The sequence below is a fragment of the Mesorhizobium sp. Mes31 genome (genome assembly GCF_024519675.1).
GTDB lineage: Bacteria > Pseudomonadota > Alphaproteobacteria > Rhizobiales > Rhizobiaceae > Mesorhizobium.
The window spans coordinates 256,747-276,300 of record NZ_JALJRL010000004.1; the positions used below are offsets into that span (position 1 = coordinate 256,747).

Annotated in this window: 28 protein-coding genes; 9 read left to right on the forward strand and 19 right to left on the reverse strand. The window is 59.0% G+C overall.

Annotation, left to right across the window (positions count from 1 at the left end; genetic code table 11):
* Positions 1–170 precede the first annotated feature (170 nt).
* Both NR193_RS09035 and NR193_RS09040 read left to right on the forward strand, forming a co-directional pair.
* Positions 171–374, forward strand: coding sequence for a hypothetical protein (locus NR193_RS09035; RefSeq protein ID WP_256750523.1), 204 nt, complete (start codon positions 171–173; stop codon positions 372–374).
* 520 nt (positions 375–894) lie between these two features.
* On the forward strand, positions 895–1,143 hold the full coding sequence (locus tag NR193_RS09040) for a hypothetical protein (protein WP_256750524.1): 249 nt from the start codon (positions 895–897) through the stop codon (positions 1,141–1,143).
* A gap of 112 nt (positions 1,144–1,255) precedes the next feature.
* Here NR193_RS09040 and NR193_RS09045 read toward each other — a convergent pair whose 3' ends face one another.
* From NR193_RS09045 to NR193_RS09075, 7 genes are all read right to left on the reverse strand, one after another.
* Complete coding sequence (locus NR193_RS09045) at positions 1,256–1,486, reverse strand: hypothetical protein (protein ID WP_256750525.1); 231 nt, start codon at positions 1,484–1,486, stop codon at positions 1,256–1,258.
* A 9-nt stretch (positions 1,487–1,495) separates the two neighbouring features.
* Positions 1,496–1,660, reverse strand: coding sequence for a hypothetical protein (locus NR193_RS09050; RefSeq protein ID WP_256750526.1), 165 nt, complete (start codon positions 1,658–1,660; stop codon positions 1,496–1,498).
* A gap of 143 nt (positions 1,661–1,803) precedes the next feature.
* Positions 1,804–2,094 (reverse strand): hypothetical protein, encoded by a 291-nt coding sequence (locus tag NR193_RS09055; protein ID WP_256750527.1) that lies wholly within the window; start codon positions 2,092–2,094, stop codon positions 1,804–1,806.
* Complete coding sequence (locus tag NR193_RS09060) at positions 2,091–2,384, reverse strand: hypothetical protein (protein ID WP_256750528.1); 294 nt, start codon at positions 2,382–2,384, stop codon at positions 2,091–2,093. The genes NR193_RS09055 and NR193_RS09060 overlap by 4 nt, the downstream gene beginning before the upstream one ends.
* 238 nt (positions 2,385–2,622) lie before the next feature.
* Positions 2,623–3,342: an SOS response-associated peptidase gene (locus tag NR193_RS09065; RefSeq protein ID WP_256750529.1), complete on the reverse strand. Its 720-nt coding sequence runs from the start codon at positions 3,340–3,342 to the stop codon at positions 2,623–2,625.
* Between the two features lie 60 nt (positions 3,343–3,402).
* Positions 3,403–3,618, reverse strand: a complete 216-nt coding sequence (locus tag NR193_RS09070) for a hypothetical protein (RefSeq protein WP_256750530.1) — start codon at positions 3,616–3,618, stop codon at positions 3,403–3,405.
* A complete protein-coding gene (locus NR193_RS09075; protein WP_256750531.1) occupies positions 3,615–3,836 on the reverse strand; it encodes a hypothetical protein in 222 nt (73 codons plus the stop codon). The genes NR193_RS09070 and NR193_RS09075 overlap by 4 nt, the downstream gene beginning before the upstream one ends.
* 165 nt (positions 3,837–4,001) lie before the next feature.
* Here NR193_RS09075 and NR193_RS09080 point away from each other — a divergent pair, with 165 nt between their 5' ends.
* Positions 4,002–4,247, forward strand: a complete 246-nt coding sequence (locus NR193_RS09080; protein WP_256750532.1) for a hypothetical protein — start codon at positions 4,002–4,004, stop codon at positions 4,245–4,247.
* A gap of 31 nt (positions 4,248–4,278) precedes the next feature.
* On the opposite strand, the gene NR193_RS09085 is transcribed toward NR193_RS09080, so the two are convergent.
* The 4 genes from NR193_RS09085 to NR193_RS09100 all read right to left on the reverse strand — a co-directional run bounded on the left by NR193_RS09085 (position 4,279) and on the right by NR193_RS09100 (position 7,040).
* The gene (locus NR193_RS09085) at positions 4,279–4,929 is read right to left on the reverse strand and encodes a VC0807 family protein (RefSeq protein WP_256750533.1); all 651 of its coding nucleotides are present in this window, start codon (positions 4,927–4,929) and stop codon (positions 4,279–4,281) included.
* Positions 4,930–5,022: 93 nt separating this feature from the next.
* Complete coding sequence (locus NR193_RS09090) at positions 5,023–5,256, reverse strand: hypothetical protein (protein WP_256750534.1); 234 nt, start codon at positions 5,254–5,256, stop codon at positions 5,023–5,025.
* Positions 5,257–5,354: 98 nt separating this feature from the next.
* The gene (locus tag NR193_RS09095) at positions 5,355–6,122 is read right to left on the reverse strand and encodes a Stf0 family sulfotransferase (protein ID WP_256750535.1); all 768 of its coding nucleotides are present in this window, start codon (positions 6,120–6,122) and stop codon (positions 5,355–5,357) included.
* A 60-nt stretch (positions 6,123–6,182) separates the two neighbouring features.
* The gene (locus NR193_RS09100) at positions 6,183–7,040 is read right to left on the reverse strand and encodes an ATP-dependent DNA ligase (RefSeq protein WP_256750536.1); all 858 of its coding nucleotides are present in this window, start codon (positions 7,038–7,040) and stop codon (positions 6,183–6,185) included.
* Positions 7,041–7,707: 667 nt separating this feature from the next.
* Between NR193_RS09100 and NR193_RS09105 the strand changes: the two genes are divergently transcribed.
* From NR193_RS09105 to NR193_RS09125, 5 genes are all read left to right on the forward strand, one after another.
* Positions 7,708–8,514, forward strand: coding sequence for a hypothetical protein (locus NR193_RS09105; protein WP_256750537.1), 807 nt, complete (start codon positions 7,708–7,710; stop codon positions 8,512–8,514).
* 553 nt (positions 8,515–9,067) lie between these two features.
* Positions 9,068–9,544 carry a hypothetical protein gene (locus tag NR193_RS09110; protein WP_256750538.1) on the forward strand — a complete coding sequence of 159 codons (477 nt, stop codon included), beginning with the start codon at positions 9,068–9,070 and terminating at the stop codon, positions 9,542–9,544.
* 9 nt (positions 9,545–9,553) lie between these two features.
* A complete protein-coding gene (locus NR193_RS09115; RefSeq protein WP_256750539.1) occupies positions 9,554–10,384 on the forward strand; it encodes a thermonuclease family protein in 831 nt (276 codons plus the stop codon).
* Between the two features lie 423 nt (positions 10,385–10,807).
* Positions 10,808–11,413 carry a BRCT domain-containing protein gene (locus NR193_RS09120; RefSeq protein WP_256750540.1) on the forward strand — a complete coding sequence of 202 codons (606 nt, stop codon included), beginning with the start codon at positions 10,808–10,810 and terminating at the stop codon, positions 11,411–11,413.
* Positions 11,414–11,616: 203 nt separating this feature from the next.
* A complete protein-coding gene (locus NR193_RS09125) occupies positions 11,617–12,585 on the forward strand; it encodes a hypothetical protein (protein ID WP_256750541.1) in 969 nt (322 codons plus the stop codon).
* Positions 12,586–12,624: 39 nt separating this feature from the next.
* On the opposite strand, the gene NR193_RS09130 is transcribed toward NR193_RS09125, so the two are convergent.
* From NR193_RS09130 to NR193_RS09160, 7 genes are all read right to left on the reverse strand, one after another.
* Positions 12,625–12,852, reverse strand: a complete 228-nt coding sequence (locus tag NR193_RS09130; RefSeq protein ID WP_256750542.1) for a hypothetical protein — start codon at positions 12,850–12,852, stop codon at positions 12,625–12,627.
* A 10-nt stretch (positions 12,853–12,862) separates the two neighbouring features.
* Positions 12,863–14,104, reverse strand: a complete 1,242-nt coding sequence (locus NR193_RS09135) for a site-specific integrase (RefSeq protein WP_256750543.1) — start codon at positions 14,102–14,104, stop codon at positions 12,863–12,865.
* A gap of 512 nt (positions 14,105–14,616) precedes the next feature.
* Positions 14,617–14,970, reverse strand: coding sequence for a hypothetical protein (locus NR193_RS09140; RefSeq protein ID WP_256750544.1), 354 nt, complete (start codon positions 14,968–14,970; stop codon positions 14,617–14,619).
* Between the two features lie 784 nt (positions 14,971–15,754).
* Positions 15,755–16,051: a DUF6074 family protein gene (locus tag NR193_RS09145; RefSeq protein WP_256750545.1), complete on the reverse strand. Its 297-nt coding sequence runs from the start codon at positions 16,049–16,051 to the stop codon at positions 15,755–15,757.
* Between the two features lie 166 nt (positions 16,052–16,217).
* Complete coding sequence (locus NR193_RS09150) at positions 16,218–16,514, reverse strand: DUF982 domain-containing protein (protein ID WP_256750546.1); 297 nt, start codon at positions 16,512–16,514, stop codon at positions 16,218–16,220.
* 141 nt (positions 16,515–16,655) lie between these two features.
* Positions 16,656–16,892, reverse strand: a complete 237-nt coding sequence (locus NR193_RS09155) for a hypothetical protein (RefSeq protein ID WP_256750547.1) — start codon at positions 16,890–16,892, stop codon at positions 16,656–16,658.
* A 111-nt stretch (positions 16,893–17,003) separates the two neighbouring features.
* Complete coding sequence (locus tag NR193_RS09160) at positions 17,004–17,402, reverse strand: hypothetical protein (RefSeq protein ID WP_256750548.1); 399 nt, start codon at positions 17,400–17,402, stop codon at positions 17,004–17,006.
* Positions 17,403–17,626: 224 nt separating this feature from the next.
* Here NR193_RS09160 and map point away from each other — a divergent pair, with 224 nt between their 5' ends.
* Positions 17,627–18,454, forward strand: a complete 828-nt coding sequence (gene map / locus NR193_RS09165) for a type I methionyl aminopeptidase (RefSeq protein WP_256750549.1) — start codon at positions 17,627–17,629, stop codon at positions 18,452–18,454.
* Positions 18,455–18,498: 44 nt separating this feature from the next.
* On the opposite strand, the gene NR193_RS09170 is transcribed toward map, so the two are convergent.
* Positions 18,499–19,467: a quinone oxidoreductase gene (locus NR193_RS09170; protein WP_375162693.1), complete on the reverse strand. Its 969-nt coding sequence runs from the start codon at positions 19,465–19,467 to the stop codon at positions 18,499–18,501.
* Positions 19,468–19,554 lie beyond the last annotated feature (87 nt).

Sequence of the window (19,554 nt, forward strand, 5' to 3'; positions counted from 1 at the left end):
CCTGCCCCGCCCAGCACGGAGCTTTCAGGCAATTGCCTTCACCGGCATCTGCGCTGGCCACACTGCCCCTGTAGTATTCCTCGCAGATTATATTAGGCGTATCTTATAGGATTATTTAACCTACTGCGCCTTACCATACTGTCACAGTTGGCAGCGTGACGAACGAAGCTTTGAGCGACGAATTCCAATACGGCAGGGAGCGCAAGCGTCTGGAAAAAGCTAGGCGACACCCGCTCAATTTTGTCTTCGACCCGCTCTATCCAATGATTGTTGCCATCGTCTCTATCACAGTGGTCGTCTGGTATTTTGACATCCCGATCGAACGGATGATCGACTTGGATGTGGGCCACCTTTTGCGGAAATTGCTTCACTAAAAGCAGACACCAGACCGCTGCCCGCACAACTGGCGCCGACCATTTTGCTCACCGCTTCTTCGGCTCAGGGGTGATAAACTCGATCTCCACCCTAACCCATATTTGGTGGGCCTGTTCGTCATCCCACCCATGCGAAACGTCAACGATCTTTTATCCGCATTTTAACTAATGTAGGCAACCATACTACTGACGTTCTGTCGACGCGGGGGCGAAGTGGAATGACAGACCTTGCTGATGAGGATGAACTTCCAAAAAGCGGTCCATCCGGGCGCTGGCACACAATAGCGCTGACGACAATACGTTTTGTCCCACCGAGCATTTCGATAGTTTGCGCCATCGTGGCCGGTTATTTCACGTTTATGACTGTCAGGCCAAAACCGCCGGTCGATATAGTTGCGCTGGCGGTGTCAATATTGAAATCCGGTGATGCTCCCGCTGAGATGCAAGACTGGGGCGGACACCCTAGGGATACAGACTGACATTCCAATGCCGGCAAGATCAACCCGGAAGTAATGAAAATATGCAAAACAACGCAGCCAAATTGCTAGCCGCGCTGGGCAACTGCATCGAATCCATCCAAGCACATCTCGCAACGATGGACGATGCTCAACTCGAAAATCTTTTGGAGTCCATGCCATCAAAATCGATAGCCGGCAGTGCCGAGATGGTGATGCTAATTCATCTCTATCGGGACATTGAAAACCGCAAGCGCGGCAGTAAGGTGCTCCCCTTTCCGGCACGCAAGGCAAGGCCAGCACCTGCCACATGACGTCACGTCAAGAATCAGCTATCGCTAAGGCTCGGCGGACCTTTTCCGTCCGGCCGGCGGCAGTTCAGGAAACCTCCCACTGAGCGGCGCCGGCCTTTCTTTTCCGCTAAGTCTACTGCGAACGCTCGACCGCAAATGTCGGTGCATCATTGCCCTCGCCGGCCTGAAGAAACTCAACGAGAACGGCCATAAGGCGCTCGGCGACAACCCTATTAATGGCCAGCTCTATCGTGCCGCTGTCGGTCTCAAGGTCGAGCAGTCCGATTAGCGGATCCGCCGACAAATGCATCGTATCAGCGGCGAGAAGTTTGGTGAAACCGGTTTTCGAGGGTCTGTGCTTCATGACGCAACCCTACCGCTTCTTGAGCTTCGGCGTAATCTCTTCGACCCGCACCTTGTCGCCAATTTCCTTGGCCATAGCTAACGCCTCGGCCTTGTCCTTGGTGGTCAGCACGGTGCGCCACGTGGGTTTCTCGAAGACACTGACGATGTAGGAGGTCACGGGCTTTTCAGGCATCGCGTCCACTTGGGGGCATTTGAAAGCCCGCGCCTCCGGGGGAGAACGCGGGCCGATCAGGGGTTGCCTCCCCAATCTTCAGCAGGCAATGGATAGGCCAATACCTGCCGCAACACAAACATTTAGCAGTGGCTAATATTCCGTCAAGCCGTCGGATCGAACGTCGGCTTCCAGTCGCGGTTGCGCTGCCCCTGCTTGCCCTCGTAGTCGGGAATGACGGTGAAGAAAACTGGCTTGCGGTCGCGGCCAGCAGACTTGCATTTCGAGCAGCCAAAGAGCCCAACCAGATCCTCATGCATCGAGCCGTGATCGGCGCCGAGCCGGTCGATCAGTGCCTGGATGTCAAGTTTGCTCGATTTGCAGCACATCGGATGCCCGCAGTTGACGTAGATGGTCTCACGAGCGGCCAGGGTGTCGGCGAGCGTCTTTGTCATCCTCGGAAGCGCTCGGTGTGCCAATGGATCTTGCCGTCGACCTTCGTCGGCTTGTGGATCATCAGGCGCTTGGGCAGGTGTTCGGGATGCACTTCGAGCAACGTGATCTTCACCTGCGGCTTGCAGCGGCGGCAGTCGAACTTCAGGGCGAGCGGATCGACGCCGCCGCCATAGACCATCATCAGGTCGGCCGACCTGCAATAGCGGACGTTGCCGCAGCTGCATTCCGCTTTCACAAGCATGTTGTGCCGGGTCGCCTTGCCCAGCGTGTCGATCGGTTCGTGCGCCATGAGAACGAATAAAGAACATTTCTCTTGCTCGTCAAGCCGGCCTGTGGAATGTTTTCCCCATGAGCGACGAACCGACACGCCTTGCCGACACTATCGGGCCAAGGGAGCACGCTCCGATTCTTGGCCATATCTGCGAGCATGGAGGCTGCGCCAGGCATGCGGGCTTCGGCTTCGCACGGCCGCGGCAGGAACCCCACTGGTTCTGCTTCGCCCATCGCGGTGATGGCGAGCGCTACCTTTAGACATCAAACAGGTCGGTTGGCCCGAGGCCGATCTCGTCGATGATGTCAGGCGTGTTGTTGCGCGGGCTGCCGACCTTGCTGTCGATCGGCCACATCTTCATCAGCTCGGACGGATAGGACTTCATCAGGTCGCGCGGATCAGGCTCCGGACCAAGCCAGCGCATGTAGTCAGACGGCGCCAGGATGACCGGCATACGATCGTGGATGGTCGCCATCAGCTCATTCGGCTCACAGGTGGCAATGGCGAATGTGCGCACCAGCTCGCCAGTCGCCTTATCGGCATATTCTTCCCAGATGCCAGCCAGGGCGAACGGATCGCCGGACTTCATGGCGATGGCATAGGGCTGCTTCTTCTTGCCCGATGCGTCGAGCTTCTGCCATTCAAAATAGCCGTCGACCGGCACAAGGCAGCGGCGTGAGGCGTAGGCCTTGCGAAACATACCATTGGAGGCAATGGTCTCGCAGCGCGCGTTCACGGGCGGCGGCCGGCCGCTTCCATCCCGAGCCCAGCCCGGGACCAGGCCCCATTTGGCCGACACGAACCCGGCCATGCTTGTGGAAAGCTCTTCACGAACGATGATCGGGTACATGAGGCTTGGCGCGCCGTTCCAGATCGGAAAGGCATTTCCCATGCGCTCGATGTCGCCGGGATGGGCAAATTCGAACCGCCGCACCATGTCGGGGATGGTCGATTTGACGAAGACGCGTCCGCACATTTTAGGCCAAGCTCACTCATCACCTTGGGACGACGAAAATGGGAACAAGGCGGGAACAAGTCAAGGTGTTGGGAAGCTGTTGCGGCGGCGCATCGCCTCGAAGATCACCTCGAAGACACTCCAGACTTCTTCATTGATCTCGACAGGCTTGATCCCCGCTTCGCCAGCGGCTTTCATCATCTGGTCGGCCACGTCGCCAGCAGTCATAGGGTCACCAGCAACCGGCAGGTGGTTTGCAATCCAATCGTCGAGGAACTTGCGGCCGCGGGTGGTCATTCTGGCAGGCCCGGATCGTGGTGCACTATAGCATCAAGGATCGTGCGGTAGAGGCTGTCGACCTCTTCGTCGATCTCTTCCCGCCTGATGCCGAGCGCCTTGGCGTCGGCGATCAGCTTGTGCGTCAACTCCTCGACGGAGATTACATCAGCGTTTGTCGTCTCCGGGATGTTGTTGGCGATCCATTGATCGAGGAAGTTGATACCGCGTGTGCTCATCTGGCGACAAGCTCGCGAATGCGTTTCGGTTCCGACCCGGCCTTCGCGCGGATCGAAAATCACATTCGCGAGTTTATGGACTGCTGCACGGCGCGCCGTTCGGCTTCGCCACAACCATCACAGTATTGATATTTGGACTGCGGCTGCGAATCGGAAGGAGGCGAAATGATCAATCCGCCGAAACGACAAGGCGAATACCTCGACCGTGACATCGACTGCCAGGAGGCCATGGGGCCCGGCTTTCAGGCGATCGTCGACTGCATGCTGGAGGCAGGCTGGAGGCGCGGCGAGATCCAGCGATCACTGAGGTGGCTCATTGCCGCCGACAACATGACCCAGAAAGAGAACGCCAAGACCGAAGTGCAACTTGCCATCGCCCGCGCGATGATCCGCGCTGGCCGCACGTTCTAGGGCCAATATTCTGCAGCGGGAACATTGAAGTTCAGGGGAGGTTGGCAGACCGCGTTCCGTCGCCAGCGGCAACTTCTCCCCTCTGTCTTATCCGTGCTCGATACCAGGCCGTCCAGAGCGTTAGCCCGCCGTAAATGCCGTAGCTGATGACTGGCGAAACGATGAGATACCGCTCGATGGGCCAATGCCATGCGAGCCAAGCACGAAGCATGGTCTCCGCCAAGAGTCCGATGCCCCAGACGAGCGTCATCAATCGAAGCGACGAGCGCAAACCCGGCCGTTCGCGCCAGAGCGCTTCGAAACGCTCCTCGCCGTGCTCACCTTCCCTCGCAATCGTCGCCCGCGCGAGGTAGAAAACTGCCGGCTTTCGGAACGCGAGCGACAACAGGAACACAAGGCCTATCGCCCCCGACACGAGCGATTCGCGCAGCAGCAAGAGCCTCGGACTGCCACCGAGCGTCACCACCAACAACGACAAGGCGATACCGAACAAGACAAGCGCGCTCAGCGCATCGATGCGGCGAGATCTCGCGAACTCGATTAGCCCCCACGCGACAGGCGGAACGGCGGACGCATAGAGCGCTCCTATGGTTCCAAAATGAGGAAGCGCCATGCGGTACGCGAGCCATGGCAGCAGCAAATTGACCCCGAGTTCGACAATCAGACCTGCGCGTACCCTCATAATCGCTCCGACTCCTGGGTAACTTGGCTGTAGTTACAAAATCGCCCGGTATGTAGGTGCAATGCCGGAGGCGTGTCGCCCTCCTGGCCGGGCTCAAGGCTGCGAAGGGTCGCTCACCCCAGGCTCATCAAGTTCCGCTTCCAGCGTGTCGCTTACAGGTTTGGGTTTGCCTGCAGCCGCAGCGACATTGCCGCCGTCAAAGCCCTTCAGCCAGGCATCGGCGAATTCAGCCCAGACCTGCGGCACAACGCGCTCCTTGCCGTCCTTGCGGGCTTGGGCGCCATATTGCCAGGCGAAGTTGACGCGTTCGTTGTCGGCTTTCGCCATCTCACGCTCCTTTGTGCATCAGTTCGGCAACCAGCGAGAAGCCGATCGCCATGAAAAGCAGGAATGCGACCGCAGGCATCAATGCCCGCGTGGCAGGATCAGAAGCGCTTTCTGGCAAGCGGCCGTTTCAGAGCAAAGCGGGCGAGATTGTCAAGCGTTCTTGGGACCGGCATGTCCTCGATTGCCTCAATGGCGCCCTTGGTCGCAGCGTCCTCGCGAAAGCGCATCATCCACTCTTCCGTGAGGGTGTCGCGTTGAATCGTGAATTTCGAGTCAGATATGTTTTCCGGAACCGGTACTCCCATGAAATCGGCGACGGCTTCGAGGTAGGGCTTTGGGTCTTGCTGCAAATCTTCATAGACGAACTGCCGAAAATCCAAGGCCAAGAGCTGCAGATAGGACCTCCAGAACGCGTAGCTTCGGTCGATCTGGAAATATGCTTGGCTGATGTCGGAGAAGCTATAAGGAACAGCGCCCTGAGTGGATTTTCCTTTGTGCCGGCTGGTCCACACACCCGACATCCTGGCCCGGTAAAACGAAATGGCCTGCGCAATTCGATCACGACGTTCCAGCAGAATAAATCCGAGATCGTGTTTTCCTCGAATTTCGAAGAGAAAATCCTTGCCGAACTTTTCCCTGGACCAGCGCAGATGTCGCGGAAACAACTTGATCCCAAAGCATCCGTTGTCGGTCGACCCCTTCTCGATGACCGCTCTTTCAAGAGCATCGTAGCTCAGAGGCTCGAAGCCCAAATAAGCCGGATCGAGCCATTCTTCCGACCGACCCATCAGGCCAGTTGAATTCGTCAGGCTTCCCAGCCAGTTCGAACCACTTCTCCCCTCTGTCAAAACCGCAACGCCCCGCAACGAAATCCCCCACCTTTACGTTTCCAATAAACAATCTGCGGGATCATTCGGACTTTCGCATCATTCGTCCCGGAAATCCTGCAGTGAGGCATGCCGCAAATCTTCCTCGCCGCGCAAGTGTTTCACGCGGCCGATCAGTCCCGGCTTGACCCACTGCGTCGCCGGCCGTTTCATGCCCTTGGGCGCCGGCCCGGCGTGTTCCTGGACACGCTTCCACAGCCGCTCGCGGATGGCACGGCTGGAATTGATGAAGGCCGAGCCGACATACTTGCCGGTCGTGCGATCGGCCATGAGAGCGAAGGCCGGCTTGCCTACCTCGCGCTCGACGCCGAGCAGCTGATACTCGTCGATCGCGTAGCATTTCGTCTTCAGCCAGTTCGTCGACGGGCCGCTGCGATATTTGCTGTCGCGGCGCTTGGATACCATGCCCTCTAATCCGGCCTGGTCGAGCAGATGGTAGATCGCCTTGGCTTCGCCCGGCAGCGGCTCGCTGAACTGAATGCGCCCGCCCGGCTCAATCATGCCGGCCAAAATCTCGCGGCGCTCTTCAAGGGTCATGTCGCGCAGATCATGGCCATTGAGGTGCAGCAGGTCGAAGGCGACGAAATAGAGGTCGTGCTGCCGACGCGTAATGGCCTTGCGCAGCTCGCCGAAGTCGGACAGGCCAGCTTCGTTGAGCACGATGATCTCGCCATCGACAATGGCGCTTTCCGCGCCGAGGCTCCTGGCCTCCTTTACCACGTCGCGATACTTCGCCGTCCAGTCGTGGCCGTTGCGCGTATAGATCCTGGTGCCGGCGTCGTCGATGATCAGCTGCGAGCGGTAGCCGTCGAACTTGACCTCGTGAATCCAGTCGTCACCTTCGGGAGGCTGCTCAACGAGCGTCGGCATCAATGGGGGAATGAACTTCAAGCGCATGAACTGACTCGCACGACCGCTACTCAATTAGCGTATGCTTAATTAGTTCCGAAGCACTTTAACGAATCGTTGACCGCGCCGTCCTATTCTGGGACAGCGCGGTCGACCCAACCCTGACTGCGCAGGCGGCTCCGGCAACCCACCCCTGTTGCAGTGTCGGAGCCGCTACCACACCCGCTAGAATACCAGCAAGGGTTGAATCAACTGTTACCGCACGTGCTTTCCAATTCTCTATCGTCGCACCTGATGCCACGGGCGACCAAACGCAAACAACCCGCCTCGCAGATGCGAGACGGGCTATCAGGAAGGCAGAATAATTACGTCAAACTGGCGTAGAAGGCCCAGGTCCGGCAGCTACGCTGGAGAGGCGATCCTTCTTTGTCAGGATGGGCTTTTCATAAATCTTCTTCATGGGCATCCCCCGGTTGTCCCTCAAGTCGTGAGGCTGCCGTACGTGGGCAGAAACTGTCAACTGCTGCGGGTAGGAACGCCCGCAAGGTAACGCGGCAGTGTTGCCGATGTGCAATAGCGGGTTTGGCGGCGGCTGACCAAAGGCGGGACGGGTCCAAGGCTCTGGAGTGATTGGAAGTTCCCGGATCTGAAACGAGTTGGTCGCTGCTTGCGCGTACTGCATTCTTCCGCAATTTTGGCCTTCGGGGGAGCAAGAATGTTGAAACATACTGCAGAGCGCCTGCGTCGCACTCTATTGGTTGGCTTGATCGCTCTTAACGCGACAATTCCGAAAGTCGCCTTTGGGTCGGAATATGCAACGGCGGCAACGACTCTTCCGTGCGAGTCATTGACCCACGAGGCACTTGGCGGAATGCAAGGTGCACTGGATCGAGGGCAAGCCTTCGGCATCCCTAAAGGCGACTGGACGAATGACGTAGCGGATGCTTTCAGGCGCCGGCTCGACGCGTGTGATGGCGCTGCGGCGAATCTCGACTGGTCTCTGAAGCAGCACTTTGATTACATTTGGAAAGAGCTCGGACCCGATCTGAATGCACAGCGGGCAGCTGTTGTGCAGCAGGCCGAAGCTGCGAAACTGGCGGAAAAGCACCGGCTCGAACAGGCAGCGATAGACAACAAGGCTGCGGAAGAACAGGCTGCGGTGAGAGACCGCTTGAAGGCCCAGGAAATAGCAGCCAAAGAGGCAGTTGCCGAACAACAAAGAAAAGTAGTTGCGGCTCGGCTGAACAACCCGGCTTGCGCCAAGGCGGATGGGATCCGCAAGGACATCGACAACCGGTCTGGTGGCGATATGGCCAACTTGCTCGGCCTGATTGTCATGACCAGCCAAAACGGCGACTCAACGAACGCGTGCAGGCTCGCAGACGACCTGTACCAAGATCTGGACAGGCTGAGAGCTGCTTCTGTGGATTGCAGCGCCGCTGAGGCGTCTCAGATTCTTGGCGTGAAAAATTCACTCTACGCCATGCGGAAAGAAATGAGCTGCTTAGGGTGGTTCGAATAGAGGCTTTTTGGATGACGTGTGCGTATGGCAGACGACCATCCAGCTGCGAGGCTGTCGGCGTTGGACTGCGACATCATTCGAGGCGCATTCCGAAGGTCCGCTCTGGAAGAAGGCATGCCCGAAAAGGATCGGCGCCGATTGCCCTGCTTCTGGCGCGTGAATTCACCGAGCTGGAAGAGATCGACGCGGACATTCTGGACTGGATTGTCGCCAGCTAGGCGAGCCTCATTGAGCCGGAGACGGTCGCGTCGCGAGTCCGATCCGCCGGCCAAGGTGTCGGCGAGGGTCTTTTCACCTCCGAACGCGTTCAATTTGCCAGATGATCTTGTCGCGAGCACCGGCCTGCAAGGGTTTCACGCGGCCGGCAAGGCCCGGCGTGAGCAGGCGGCTCCTGCAACCACCCCTCTCGCAGAGTCGGAAGCGCTACCATACCCGGGTGCCTCGAAGCTAACTTTGTGCGCCCTACCTAGACGCTCAACGGATCGTAAATAGGAAACAAAATTGCTGGACTCCTGAGACGAAGTTGCCCCATTATTTGCTTGGGGGAAATCAAATGAAGAAACTGCGAGTTCTCGCGAGCGCCGCGCTATGTCTGGCCGGCTGCTCAACAAATACCCATGTTTCCGACAGTGATCTCACCGCCATGAATACCGTGGCTCTCTGTCATGCCTTGGCCTCCAGCACTGACGAGCAATATCGAGGCAGAGTAGCAGCCCTGCTAGTTCGTCGCGGCGCGACGGCGGACAAGTGCATGCGACTTGTACAAGCCGACAACGCTGTAGCAACTGGAATAGCGGTGGCTGCAGTAGGTGGCGCGGCGGTAGCAGTTGCCGCCAACAACGGCTACGGCGGCGGCGGATATTACCGCCCGCCTCCCACGGCCTACGGCGTGGCCTGGGATCAGTTCTACGGACAGAACTATGCGCTGATGTGGCGGTGCCGGGATAAGGCCACCGGGCGGTTCGTCGACGACTTCTATTGCAACGGCGCGCCCATGATCGACAGCACTTGGCCCGGCTGGTCGGCTTAGGGTTCTGATATGGATCGATCTCGCTACGACAACCAGTCTGATCAATGGCGCAAGCGGAGAGGCGCGCAGCGGCGACGTGCACGTCTGCTCGCAAGCATTCCGAAGCGGCTTGTCTTCGTGACTTTGGCGGCGATGGCCGCCTTCGCGACGCAGTTCGTCGTCCAGCGCAGTGAAGGCACCCCCGGCCTGAGCGTATCCCACTGGATTGGAGGATCGCCTGCGCCGATCACTGGCGTCGCCTCGGTCATCGACGGAGACACGATCGAAGTCCACGGCCAGCGCATCCGCTTCAACGGCATCGACGCTCCCGAAACTGCCCAGCAATGCGAAGACGCCAAGGGCGCTCGCTACCATTGCGGCGCGAACGCAGCGGCAGCACTCGACGGCTTCCTGGCCGCCTCGAGTCCGGTCCATTGCGAGTTCGTCGCGTGGGACCGCTACAAACGCTTTGTGGGCGACTGCCGGCGCGCAGACGGCGTCAGCGTAGCCGCGTGGATGGTCGAGCACGGCCAGGCGCTCGACTGGCCCCGCTACAGCCATGGCGCCTATGCGGTGCAGCAAGCGAAGGCGGAAGCGGCGAAGGTCGGGCTGTGGGTCGGAACGTTTCAGGCGCCGTGGGATTGGCGTGCTGGGCATGCGGACAGCTCCAAGCCGTCGAGCCAGCCGCTCGGTATCATGAGCCGGCGGCTACTCGCGCAGAGCGGCTATTCATGCGAGCCGCGGCGAACGTGCCCCCAAATCGGATCCTGCGAGGAAGCCAACTGGTATCTGCAGAACTGCTCGTGGGGCGGGAAGCTTGACCGCGACAAGGACGGCATTCCCTGTGAATCGCTGTGCTAGGACTAATTGGATGATCGGCCGTGCATTCTCAGCTTGGTTGGATTGGCCTCTCTGGGCAAGAGTGGCTTCCGTTGCGGCTCTTATCGTAGCTTTGGACGCATTGCGCATGGCGTGGCCAGAGCGCGATTTCGTATCGGGGTTCTTTCAATCGTACTTGGCAATTGTTCTGTATTATGCGGGGTTTCTGTGCGCGACGGCAGCCGGCATTTGGGTTGGTGTGAGGGCAGTTGAGCGCAGTCGCCGCAATTGGCTTGGCTGGGGTGCAGGGCTGGTATGCGCGGTCGTTGTATATGCGTTTTTCGAGGGGGTCATCGACGAGATGCCTGGCGTGAAATGGCGCGTTGATGCGATGCGCGATTCGAACTGTCATACAGATTGGGACGGGCGAACCAACCCCGTTGTGTGCGACTAAGGGGGCTAGAAATGAACGACAAGTTTTACAATCGCGTCGGTGGCGACCGCATCTCCGCTCGCCAAGTGGACGAACTTATAGGGCTCGCTCGGGGTCTGGCCGCGGACGGGGCCATCAACAAGGCCGAAGTTGAGTTTCTTCAGAAGTGGCTGGCTGCAAATGCGGAGATCAGCGATCAGCCAATCATTCGGACCCTGTATCGGAGGGTCAATGATATTCTCGCCGATGGCGTGGTCGACGCCAATGAACACGCTGAACTCTTGGACACGCTAAACAGCTTCTCGAATCGCGATTTTGAACTCGGAGAAGTGCTTAAGCCGACGACACTGCCGCTCTGCAATCCGGCTCCCACGTTGACGTTCGCCGGCCGGCTGTATTGCTTCACGGGCACGTTCAATTTCGGTCAACGAAAGCATTGCGAACAGGCCATCGCAGATCGCGGCGGTTTTTCCGGAAGCCTGAGCCAAAAAACGGAGATTTTGGTGATCGGCGCCTATGCCACCGAATCATGGAAACATTCCTCATTCGGCGACAAGATCGTCAAGGCAACCGCATGGCGCGACCAGGGGCTGCCAATCTCGATCGTGGCCGAAAGTCACTGGGCAGGCTTCCTCTAAGGTGTACCTGATCTATCCGGGACGACCTCGCACCAAATCTTCGTCCGCAGCGCGAAGTAACCGTAAGTGCGGTTCGGTCTTGCAAGAACGCCCAAGCGTGGCTTACGGTTTTTTTGGAGAACAAGAAAAGTAGTGTCGAAATGTTTCGGTTGGGCGTAAATCTGGCGGCTGTTGCATGTACCTTGGCTCTGGTTTGTTCAGCCATGGCATTAGACTACAGGCCAGTTTCTTTAGACGATGGGACCCATTTTTTGGTGGTGTCAGGTGAGTTTAAAGAAGGCGAGTCTCTAGATCAATTCGCTGCCAGCACCCGAGCCAGCCGAGCCGTTTTTGTAACCTTCGACTCTCCAGGTGGCAGCATCGATACCGCGATGAGACTTGGTCGCATGATCAGGGCGTCCGGCCTGAACACCATTCAAATCAGGAAGATGGAATGCGCTTCGGCATGCTCGCTCGCCTTCGCAGGTGGCGTACAACGAGCCGCTGAACCCGGTTCTATCGGCGTGCACAGGTCGTCCTTTGCCCCAGAATCCGCTCTCACGCGAGATGATGCCGTTGCTAATGTGCAGGCAGCCACTGCAGAAATTATGTCTTATCTGTCCGAGATGGGCGTCGATCCGCAGCTACTGGCGTTGGCCCTTAGGTATGACAAGGCTGACATGCGCTATCTTTCCGTCAGTGAGATGCGTGACTTGCGCCTCACCAACAACGAGCCGAACTCGCCATCACCAACTACTGCGGAAGAGCCCCAGCCTTCCGCATCTACGACACAAGCTTCTGCATCCAAGGACCTCGAGGCCGCTGCGATCGGTTTTGTGAGACGCTTAATTGAGTCCGACGGTAACGATCCGAGCGCCACATTGCGCATGGTCGTTGATACATATGCCGCGAACCTCTCCTATTATGGAAAGCCCAGGACATTGGCGGAGGTCTTGGCCGACAAACAGAGGTATTTCCAACGATGGCCGGAGCGCGGTTACAGAATCCGTGAGGGCAGCATTCTAGCGACATGCGCAAATGACAACTGCATGGTGTCCGGCATCTATGATTGGACCGTAAGGAGCCTGGCACGCAACAACCAGGCCCGCGGCGTTGCCCGCTTCAGCTATACGATTTCACTCGGCCAGCCTCCCAAGGTCATTGCGGAGGATGGCAGGGTGATCAAGCAATGACGAGAGTCGCGTTAACGCTCGGCATTGGTCAAGTTAGGCTCAATAGCTTTCGGATCTTCCTGGCTTCGCCATCGCCAAGGCAACGGCTTCTCGCACGGTTGGTCCCAGCGCCTCGGCCAGTCGCCGGGCGGCGGCATCTTGCTGCTCCTCCGCCTCAAGATAAGAAGGATGGTGAATCGACTTCGCAAAGGTGAAAAACGCGACCATGCAAAGAGCGCAGAAACACGCGATGACGGCGAGCGAACAAGCAATAACGACTTCGGCCATAGGGACGCCCTTAAATGTCAGGTGCTAGTCGGCGGATGGTGTCCGCTACATAAGACGGCGCGAGGTGAGCATAGTGTTTCTCGACCATTCGGGTATCGCTATGGCCAAGCGCCTGTGCGACCACGATTAGCGGGGCGCCATTTCGAACCATTGTGCTGGCGTAGGTGTGCCGCAGTTCATGTAGTGTCACATCCGACAGCCTCGCCTGCTTCAACAGCGCCTTCCAGGGTCGATGATAAACAGCCTTGGCCCATTCCACTCCGCTGTGCTGCGTCAGTAAAGGTTCATTGCCACCCCTGCCCTGAGCTAGCCGTTCAAACAACTCGGCGCCACCTGCCGGCAATGGGATATGGCGCGGCTTCCCACTTTTGCTTTCGGCGACGAACACCGATTTATTGACTGCGTCGTAATCGGTGACCCGCAGTCGTGCGAGTTCGCTGAACCTCGCACCTGTGACCAACGCTGCCGACACCAAGTCACGGATCGAACCGTTGCTTGCGGCAACGAGGGCCTTCTGTTCTGCCGGCGTAAGAAAGCGGATTCGAGCGGCCGTGGTTCCGCGGTAAGGCCGCACTAGTCGCCAGGCGGTGTCATCGCTGACAAGGCGATTATTGAACGCCCAGTTGAGCGCGGCTTTGAGCGTCGTGAGCGTCCGATTTGCTGTATCACGCCGACGCCTGATCACTTCGGGATCGGTGAGATCGACTGTGACGGAATTGACCTTCTCTGCAAACTTCCCGGTCCGGCGCCGCTTCTGCGCCGAGACCATGCCGTCGCGCCAGCTGCGGATTTTCTCAATGGTCAAGTCGGCAACTTTTGCGTTGCCGAGCTTCGATCGGATGTGGAATGCGGCGCGGCTTTTCGCGTCGTCGACCGATTTCATACCTTCAGCGGTTCGAGCTTCGAAATACTTGTCGAGCGCGGCATTGACCGTCAACGCTGGTGCGGCCTCTGCACCTGCGCTCAGCGTTTTGACCCAGGCCCTGGCGGCGGCCTTCGCCTGCTCATGGGTAAGGATATCAGCGCCGTCAGCGGGAGCGGCATCGTCGGCGCGGCCTAGCTTAGTCTGCAGCCGCTTTCCATCAGTCGCTCTTGACGCCCCCAGCCACGAACCTCCTCTGCCGTGCGTTCCGCGACCGCGGCGATAGCCGAGTCTAACACCAGGGCTGATGACCTCCCACTCTGGCGTGTCCGAAGCCGGAAGCATCGCTCGGCTGGTCTTGCTGGCAAGATTGCTGCGTCTCTGCGCCATTTGCGTCTCGGAGGTTTTCGTTGTCGATTTCGTTGCTTTGCAACCCACGAAACCGCGTTATCGTCTCTGAGACTATATGCGATAAATCATAATGAAATCAAATATCTAATAGGATCTCACATAACCTCATGTTGTACCAGACACCGCCCTTTCACGGCGGTAACAGGGGTTCGATTCCCCTTGGGCGTACCAGAGATTTCAAGCACTTAGCTGAAAACTTCTCTCCCTATCCAACGTTTGGCCAATTTCCTTTCGGGCATGGGCAGACTCGGCGGGAGCGCCATTTTGATTTCCAAGGGTTTCCTGCGACCATCGGCGGGTCCATATGACATCGGGCTATCATGCGACCGTCAGGGGGTTGGATGCGCCCGCTGAAGTGCTGGCAGCAAATCAAAGCGCCTGTTGAGGGAGCGTGCAGCGGTGGCATATACGGGGGGCAGCTAAAATCTCAGCGCCTCGGCTTCGGCGTGATCGTCTCTACCCACACCTTGCCGCCGATCTCCCCACCGCCCTCACGGCTCGTTGATCAGCCGCTTGATCTTCTTGCCTTCGTATCCGTAGTCGTCGACCAGCTTCTGGCAGGCCGGCGAAAGCGGTTCCGGCTTGGGGCCGCCGGGTCCCGGCGTGCCGGCGAAGGCCATGGCCATGTCGCCGTTAGATTTCAGCGCGGCGGTGATATTGCCTTGATTGTCCAGTTCTGTCTGCAGCATCTGCAGCCTCGGAAGATTGACAGATAGCGTCGGACAGTCCTTCAGCCCTTCCATCGCCTCCGAAATCTGCTTCCTTACTTTATCGGCTTTGGTGGCGGCTAGGCATGGCGTTACCGTCATGCAGGCCATCAAGGTCGCGGCAACTGCGGCTTTCATCGCATGGCCCCCTATCCCACAACGATAGTGTCGCAACCTGCCCTGTCGCGTCAACAGGCGTCAGGTCCCCTCTACATCGGCGCCTTGGTTGCGCTCCTGTTCGCCAACGCTGTCTGGCGATGGCGGCAAGGCGACCTTGTGGGGATGGTCGCGCCTTTGCATAGCTTTTCGGATCGGGCGTCATCCTCAAGCAAGCGTGCAATTCTTGCCGAGCCGAAGGGCCACCAACGTCGATTCCAGCGGCGAGGAGAAGCTTGTCAAGTTGTTGATCGGTGAAGTGGCGCGTGCCGAAGCCTGAGACGTTGCGATCTATCACGCGGCGCCATGTAGCGAAACGATGCTCGTTTCATCGACCGTTCCAAAGGCAAGGTAACGGCCGAAATTCAGCTGGAACAGGATCGGCGCCTGAAATGCAACGCCCGCCCCAGCGTGAGCCGAGGCGGGCGCGATTGTTGTCGCACCATCAAGGCGGTGGCGGCGTAGTTGAGGAAACCGGGCCAGCCGTTACGGCGGACAGTCGATCTTTCTTGGTGAATGTTGGCTGTTCGTATGTCTTCTTCATAGGAATCCCCCTGTCCGCCCTCTGCGTCACAATAGCGTTGGGATGCCGAAGGTTGTCAAGCCATCGCTTAAAAGGCTCGCTGCCGGGCAATGGCAGGTTCTGAAGTCGCCAGAAATCAACCCGGCACAGGATCAACTCAGAGTGGCCAGCGAGCAACCGAGGGACAGTTGCAGCGCTGCCCCAGGCCAGTTTGACGCCACAGGTTCCGCGAAGAATTCCAGTTCAACCGGCGTCGGCGGCCAGCATGTGCATCTCTTGCTGGACTGCAAAGAAGAAACGGCGAACCTCTTCGCTGGCTGAAGTCCTGTCCTTGCCCGAACCGACAATGTGATCGAGAAGCTCGGAAGCCTTGGCCTTCCAGAAGGAAGTCGCCTTGTCGCCGTGCAGGGTCTCCAGCTTGGCGGCAACCTCCCGAACAAGGAAAACCTGACGATCAATCGGGAACGCACGCACGTTTGCTGAGGACATCTTCCGAACCATGGGACTGACGCAACGAATCAACCATTGCTGAACAAGCAATGGCGTAACCTCGAAGATGGAAACGGAACCTTAACGGCGCTGGCGTTGGCACATCTTCATACAGTCGCCCAGGACAAACGCAGGCGATGATCCTCGCGACACGTCATGTGCGTTCAAACACGGCCCTTGGCATTTCTATCGGGACAGCCGAAACGGGCGACCGCCCTCAAGCCTGCAGCGATCTCGCCTCGCCACCGCGCTTGCGCGGCGTCATCATGTCCCTGGCCATCAGTCCGCTCGCACGACAAAACGCCATGAATGCGCGACAGGCATCCTCGGTCTTGACCACGTCCACCGTGGCGCCAAAGCAGGCATTGAAGGCCTTCTGGTAGATCGGGCCCTGACGTCGCGCTGGCCAGTCCTGAAGAAAATCGAGCGCCTGTTCGACGCCGTAAATCTCCTCGACTGGCAGGCCGGGCGCGGGTGCAATGCGCACCGGCACCTCGAATTGCAGTCTGTCCATTTCCTGTCTCCCGAACCGGCGTCACGCAAGCAACGCCGTTCGTCGTCAAAAGTTGCTTTGACCGGTTTCTGGCCCAGAAATGTGTCGTCACTGCGGTCGCGAACCGCTGCGTGACGGCTACTGCGCCGGGAGCCGTCAGCTCTACTGGTTCGCCGGGTCGGTCTCGGCGTCAAAAGCCATGCGGACCACCGTGACCAGAGCGAAAACCGATGGCGCCGCGAAAATGACGGCAAGGATAACTGCCCCGGTTCCCGACAGGCCAAGTGTCTCCGCGACCGCCCAATAGACGGTTCCGATGCAGATGAGCGCCTGGACGGAGAGGAATGAAGCCGCAGAAACCGCGCGCGACAGGGTTTTGAATGTCTTGATGCGTTGCATTGAAATAATCCGGAAATGACGCGCCGCGCGACCGTGCGCGGCCGACAGCCGCCGCACGGTCACGACGCGAACAGGGATAGGTATGTGGTGAAAAGTGCGGTTCTGGACCGCTCAGGCCGGGATGGAGGGCGGTGCGCGCGGCTGGTTGGCATTCGCCTTGCGACCCGAGGCCGGTCCGTGTCCGGAAGCAACCGCGTCCGGCGAAGTCCGTTCAAACCGAAGGAAAACAGCTTCGGGAACCGGCAAGGCGGGATGGCCGCTGGCGAACTTGGCCAGCACCGGCCGGACAGCGCGAACCTCCAGCGCTTGCGCCTTGCCGGTGACACGCAGCAGCGCCGCCACCTCGCCAGACCGTTCCACGCCGACGCTGGCACCGCCCGATGCAGCGTCCGCGAAGGCTGGCATCTCCGGCCGGCCGAGGCACAGCATCGCCAGCAGCACCATGCCCATCAGGCATGAGCAGGCCGCCGCCAGCGGCGCTTCAAGCAATCTGCTACGCTTGGCCGTCATGAAAGGCTGCGATCTCCCAAAACCTCCCCCGCCCTAACGCAAGGCGGCCAGAAAGGAAAGCAAGCCGGGCACAAACCGGCAAGACATCGGCCCAGACGATGCAAATATCCAGACTGCCCGGCCGTGTCTGGTAGTTCTTCCTTGAACCTTTTGCCCCCAAGTGCCAAATCTGTCGGGATTTCACGCTGGCTCTTTCAAAGGCCCCTACCGGCAATACGGACAAAATGATCACCTATCTCGACGCCGCCACGGCACCGCTCAGAAATACCGGCCAGATCCGCCTCTATGGCGAGGAAGGCTTTGCCGGCATGCGCAAGGCATGCGATCTTACGGCGCGCTGCCTCGACGAACTGGTGCCGATGGTCGAGCCCGGCGTCACCACGGAAGCAATAGACCGCTTCGTCTTCGAGTTTGGCATGGATCACGGCGCGCTGCCGGCGACGCTCAACTATCGCGGCTACACGAAATCGTCATGCACCTCGATCAACCATGTCGTCTGCCATGGCATACCCGACAACAAGCCACTGAAGGATGGCGACATCGTCAACATCGACGTCACCTACATCCTCGATGGTTGGCACGGCGATTCCTCGCGCATGTATCCTGTCGGCACGATCAAGCGTGCGGCCGAACGCTTGCTTGAAGTCACCTATGAATGCCTGATGCGCGGCATCGCGGCGATCAGGCCCGGCGCCCGCACCGGGGCCATCGGCGCCGCTATCCAGACCTATGCCGAGGGCGAGCGCTGCTCGGTGGTACGCGATTTCTGCGGCCACGGCGTCGGCCAGCTTTTCCACGACGCGCCGAACATCCTCCACTATGGCAACGTCAACGAGGGCGTCGAGATGCGGCCCGGCATGATCTTCACTGTCGAGCCTATGATCAATCTCGGCCGGCCGCATGTGAAGGTCCTGTCCGATGGCTGGACGGCGGTTACGCGCGACCGTTCGCTGTCGGCGCAGTACGAGCACACGATCGGCGTGACCGATACCGGTTGCGAGATCTTCACGCTGTCGCCCAAAAAACTCGACCGCCCCGGCCTGCCGGCATAGCGTGCCGCACCGCAAGGTCGGCCGACCGGCGGATTGGTGCCAGCCTATGGGATGAGCAACAAACTTCCGGTGGTTCGTCCAGCTTCCAGTTCGGTGTGGGCTTTGGCCACGTCGCTGAGCGCGAATTCCTCGCCAATGGCCGCCGTGATGTTCAAACGAAAGGCGTCGATCAAGGCTGCGGCGGCTTCGGCGTAGAAAGTCTGGTCGCCGGTCGCGGCCATTATGCTTGGGTGGGCAAGAGCGCGGTTTGGGCGTAACTGGTCAAGAGAAACCTGTGGAATTGGCCCGGCCGCCTGGCCGAAACTGACGGCAGTACCGAACGGCCGTATGCATTGGATGGTCTTGGCGAGCATGGCACCGCCAATGCCGTCATAGCCGACATCCACACCTCGACCACCTGTAAGCTCCAAGACTTGCCGGACGAGATCGGCATCGCGCCCGACGATGAGATGATCGGCGCCATGAGAGCGAGCAAGTGCGGCTTTTTCGCCAGAACTGACCGTGCCGATCACCGTTGCGCCCAGATGTTTTGCCCAACGGACCAGAATAGCTCCAAGCCCGCCTGCCGCCGCATGAACCAGGATGACTGTGCCCGGCTTCACGGTATAGGTGCGGTTGAGCAACATGTAGGCAGTCATACCCTTGAGCGTCGATGCCGCCGCAGTGCGCGAACCGACCCTGTCCGGCAGCTTGATCGCCCGCGCCGCCGGCAGCAGGCGTGTGGTGGCATAGGCGCCGACCGGGGCGCCCGCATAGGCAACACGGTCCCCGGGAACAAGGAGCGTGACCTCGGAGCCAACGGCGTCGACGATACCGGCCCCCTCGGCGCCGAGCACGGCGGGATAGGAGGGCAGCGGGTAGATTCCCTTGCGATGGTAGATATCGAGAAAATTGACGCCAATCGCCTCATGACGGATCCGGATTTCCTTCGGGCCGGGAGATTGCGGCGGGCGCTCCAACAGCTGCATTTGGTCAACACCCCCGGTAGCGGTCAGCGTGACGGCAATACCCATCTTCATTCTCCAATCTGATGTTCGATGGATGAATGGCAGATGGCAGTTTGATTGAGAATTACCTATAAGCTCCCAGACAATGGGAAA

What these genes read in the sequence shown, in the direction of transcription:
- NR193_RS09135 (WP_256750543.1), bottom strand. Translation starts at nt 14,104, where the DNA reads ATGGCGCAGAGACGCAGCAATCTTGCCAGCAAGACCAGCCGAGCGATG.
- NR193_RS09125 (WP_256750541.1), top strand. Translation starts at nt 11,617, where the DNA reads ATGGCATTAGACTACAGGCCAGTTTCTTTAGACGATGGGACCCATTTT.
- NR193_RS09070 (WP_256750530.1), bottom strand. Translation starts at nt 3,618, where the DNA reads ATGACCACCCGCGGCCGCAAGTTCCTCGACGATTGGATTGCAAACCAC.
- NR193_RS09085 (WP_256750533.1), bottom strand. Translation starts at nt 4,929, where the DNA reads ATGAGGGTACGCGCAGGTCTGATTGTCGAACTCGGGGTCAATTTGCTG.
- NR193_RS09075 (WP_256750531.1), bottom strand. Translation starts at nt 3,836, where the DNA reads ATGAGCACACGCGGTATCAACTTCCTCGATCAATGGATCGCCAACAAC.
- NR193_RS09150 (WP_256750546.1), bottom strand. Translation starts at nt 16,514, where the DNA reads ATGGACAGACTGCAATTCGAGGTGCCGGTGCGCATTGCACCCGCGCCC.
- NR193_RS09080 (WP_256750532.1), top strand. Translation starts at nt 4,002, where the DNA reads ATGATCAATCCGCCGAAACGACAAGGCGAATACCTCGACCGTGACATC.
- NR193_RS09105 (WP_256750537.1), top strand. Translation starts at nt 7,708, where the DNA reads ATGTTGAAACATACTGCAGAGCGCCTGCGTCGCACTCTATTGGTTGGC.
- NR193_RS09110 (WP_256750538.1), top strand. Translation starts at nt 9,068, where the DNA reads ATGAAGAAACTGCGAGTTCTCGCGAGCGCCGCGCTATGTCTGGCCGGC.
- NR193_RS09055 (WP_256750527.1), bottom strand. Translation starts at nt 2,094, where the DNA reads ATGACAAAGACGCTCGCCGACACCCTGGCCGCTCGTGAGACCATCTAC.
- NR193_RS09155 (WP_256750547.1), bottom strand. Translation starts at nt 16,892, where the DNA reads ATGCAACGCATCAAGACATTCAAAACCCTGTCGCGCGCGGTTTCTGCG.
- NR193_RS09140 (WP_256750544.1), bottom strand. Translation starts at nt 14,970, where the DNA reads ATGAAAGCCGCAGTTGCCGCGACCTTGATGGCCTGCATGACGGTAACG.
- NR193_RS09065 (WP_256750529.1), bottom strand. Translation starts at nt 3,342, where the DNA reads ATGTGCGGACGCGTCTTCGTCAAATCGACCATCCCCGACATGGTGCGG.
- NR193_RS09090 (WP_256750534.1), bottom strand. Translation starts at nt 5,256, where the DNA reads ATGGCGAAAGCCGACAACGAACGCGTCAACTTCGCCTGGCAATATGGC.
- NR193_RS09040 (WP_256750524.1), top strand. Translation starts at nt 895, where the DNA reads ATGCAAAACAACGCAGCCAAATTGCTAGCCGCGCTGGGCAACTGCATC.
- NR193_RS09060 (WP_256750528.1), bottom strand. Translation starts at nt 2,384, where the DNA reads ATGGCGCACGAACCGATCGACACGCTGGGCAAGGCGACCCGGCACAAC.
- NR193_RS09170 (WP_375162693.1), bottom strand. Translation starts at nt 19,467, where the DNA reads ATGGGTATTGCCGTCACGCTGACCGCTACCGGGGGTGTTGACCAAATG.
- NR193_RS09130 (WP_256750542.1), bottom strand. Translation starts at nt 12,852, where the DNA reads ATGGCCGAAGTCGTTATTGCTTGTTCGCTCGCCGTCATCGCGTGTTTC.
- NR193_RS09050 (WP_256750526.1), bottom strand. Translation starts at nt 1,660, where the DNA reads ATGCCTGAAAAGCCCGTGACCTCCTACATCGTCAGTGTCTTCGAGAAA.
- NR193_RS09160 (WP_256750548.1), bottom strand. Translation starts at nt 17,402, where the DNA reads ATGACGGCCAAGCGTAGCAGATTGCTTGAAGCGCCGCTGGCGGCGGCC.
- NR193_RS09120 (WP_256750540.1), top strand. Translation starts at nt 10,808, where the DNA reads ATGAACGACAAGTTTTACAATCGCGTCGGTGGCGACCGCATCTCCGCT.
- NR193_RS09100 (WP_256750536.1), bottom strand. Translation starts at nt 7,040, where the DNA reads ATGCGCTTGAAGTTCATTCCCCCATTGATGCCGACGCTCGTTGAGCAG.
- map (WP_256750549.1), top strand. Translation starts at nt 17,627, where the DNA reads ATGATCACCTATCTCGACGCCGCCACGGCACCGCTCAGAAATACCGGC.
- NR193_RS09115 (WP_256750539.1), top strand. Translation starts at nt 9,554, where the DNA reads ATGGATCGATCTCGCTACGACAACCAGTCTGATCAATGGCGCAAGCGG.
- NR193_RS09045 (WP_256750525.1), bottom strand. Translation starts at nt 1,486, where the DNA reads ATGAAGCACAGACCCTCGAAAACCGGTTTCACCAAACTTCTCGCCGCT.